3 protein-coding genes are annotated in these 2,481 nt (G+C 43.7%); all 3 read right to left on the bottom strand.

The window, feature by feature from the left end; all coding sequences use genetic code 11:
• Nucleotides 1–885 (bottom strand): ATP-binding cassette domain-containing protein (locus tag VGA95_12140; GenBank protein ID HEX9667288.1); only part of this gene is annotated, 885 nt, incomplete at its 3' end.
• A 1-nt stretch (nt 886) separates the two neighbouring features.
• Nucleotides 887–1,876 (bottom strand): HlyD family efflux transporter periplasmic adaptor subunit, encoded by a 990-nt coding sequence (locus VGA95_12145; protein ID HEX9667289.1) that lies wholly within the window; start codon nt 1,874–1,876, stop codon nt 887–889.
• Nucleotides 1,877–2,249: 373 nt separating this feature from the next.
• A partial coding sequence (locus VGA95_12150) for a hypothetical protein (protein ID HEX9667290.1) occupies nt 2,250–2,481 on the bottom strand: 232 nt, incomplete at its 5' end.

Consider the following 2,481-nt stretch of genomic DNA (forward strand, 5'->3'; position numbering starts at 1 on the left):
ACTGACATGATCAACGGCTGTGAAATTATTGAAACGCCGCGTGAGGTCGATTGCCTCTATGGCGATTATTCTATCCTCGGTTTTCCTTGGCGGTATTGTCAACTTACGGTGGCCCCGCCTTTTCTCCTCTGGTAGTAAATTGATGAATGTCTCTTCGAGGTTGATAGCACCGCTCAGTGATTTAAGTTCATCAGGGCTGCCAGTGGCGAGTATTTTGCCCGCATCCATTGCCACCAATATGTCGAAATTCTCGGCCTCTTCCATATATGCGGTAGCAACCAAAACTCCTATGTCTTCTCTTCTCGATCTTATTCGTCCTATGAGGTCCCAGAATTGGCGACGGGAGAGGGGATCTACTCCGGTTGTTGGTTCGTCGAGGATTAGCAGCTCCGGGTCGTGAATTAGTGCACAGCAAAGACCAAGTTTTTGCTTCATCCCCCCCGAGAGTTTTCCCGCCGCTCGATTTGCAAATGTCTTTAGACCCGTGCTAATGAGTAATTCATCAATACGCCTTTTCCTCTCCTCTCTTGACAGTCCAAACAGTCTGGCGAAGAAGTCAACATTTTCATAAACTGATAGAGTCGGATAGAGGTTGTGACCAAGCCCCTGTGGCATGTAGGCTATTCGTGGTAGGATTGAATGCCGATGATTTGCATCTGCCATATTACCACCGAGCACTTCTACTGATCCACGGTGAATCTTTCGAATCCCTGAAATCAAAGAAAGTAATGTCGATTTTCCCACTCCATCGGGGCCAATAAATCCAACAAGGCATCCCGAAGTGATCTGCAGGTTGACATCATCCAGAGCTAAGGTTTTACCATATCTCTGTGTTACTCCAGATATATCTACTAGGAAATTGGATGATTTGGCTTCACCGACCATGTTAAAGCTCTGGAAATTTGTTTAGATTTTCTGGCCATTTGGCCTCTGGATTGAGACGAACATAGGCCACACCAGGTATTCCTGGTTTTACCCAAGCTTGATATTTCGTAAGCACTCTTGGATCAATCTGGACCTTAACCCTAAATACTAACTTGTGGCGTTCGGAGGTGGTTTCCACCTCTTTTGGTGTGAACTGCGCTTTTGCAGAAACGAAAGATACCCATGCTGGAACAGCAAGATCAGTGGCCGTATCCGCAACAATTCTGGCTTCTGCTCCAATAGCTACTCTTCCTGCATCCCTTTCTGGTAAGAATATAGTCATATACACGTCCGTGAGGTCAATGATTGTTAATATTTTTCCACCAGAGGGAATGACCTCTCCGGGTTCTGCGAGCCGATATTGTACTCGTCCAGTGATGGGGGTTTTGAGTATACTATCTTCGATGTCAGACTTGATTCGTTCAGTTTCCGCCCGTGCAGCTTCAATCGATGATTCCGCTCCAGCTACCTGAGTTTCGGCTGCCGCATACGAAGCAGATGCAGTCTCTTCCTTTGTTCTAGCTTGATCATATTCCTCGAGCGAGATGTTCCCATCCACATATAGTTTCTCAGCTCTCATCAGGTTCCTCTTTGCCAGATTGCATTCGCTCTCTCGTTGCTTTACGATTGCCTCTGCATATGCCTTTTCTTTCATAGCCTGCTGCAACTTTGCTTCTGCTTGCCTGAGCTGCGCTTCGAGCGATTCGGTATCCATCCGCGCAACCACTTGTCCTGCTTTCACTAGGTCGCCTTCATCGAAGAGGATTTCGTCAATTCGGCCCTGAAACTTTGTCGCAATGTCGACTTCAGTCGCTTCAATTCGACCATTGCCTTCAGCGAATCCCTCAAGTGGCGGCCTGCGTAAATAAAACCACCAGGCGGCCGCACCCAATATAATCAGGGCTAAAATGATTACGGATAGGAGTAATTTTTTTGATTTGGTATAGGTCAATGAACTCGGTCCCACTCTAAGAATACAGAATAATAAAAATTTTAGTATGATCTGGACAAATTTATATTTGTCTTCACATAGTAATAATGGCGCTGCAACTATTGTGCCATTAAGAGGAGATTTTTAGTTTCAAAAATTAGTAATCAAAGAATATCGGGTGAAATTTTAAATTTTGCCCTTTTGCCTGTTACCATTATCCAGAGTACAATAAAATTTGATGTTTCCACCGGGCATCAATCAGATATTTTACGATCAGAAACGTAATTTTTTTCAATTGATAAATTTATTCAATAGGAAAAATCGAACACATCACTACTTAAGTAGGATAATCGGTTTTGTAGATTGATTAAGCGGGTTAAAACTAAATGTAATCTTATTCCTCTGTATCGTTCTTTATATATATCTGGTTTCCGAAAATGGGTGGGAGAGTAGAGTCCATATAGGGTCTCCCCGAATACCAGAGGAAGGATGGTGGATAATCTGCCCTCTTGGATGGGGTGCTTATTTGAAAATGCCATAAGTTAATTGGGTTATCCTGCTTATTGTATTTCCGTTGGAATTCAAGATTTTCTTCTTCAGCCATAATTGAAACTGAAAGAAGTGAG

It is taken from the genome of Thermodesulfobacteriota bacterium (assembly GCA_036397855.1).
GTDB lineage: Bacteria > Desulfobacterota_D > UBA1144 > Nemesobacterales > CSP1-2 > DASWID01.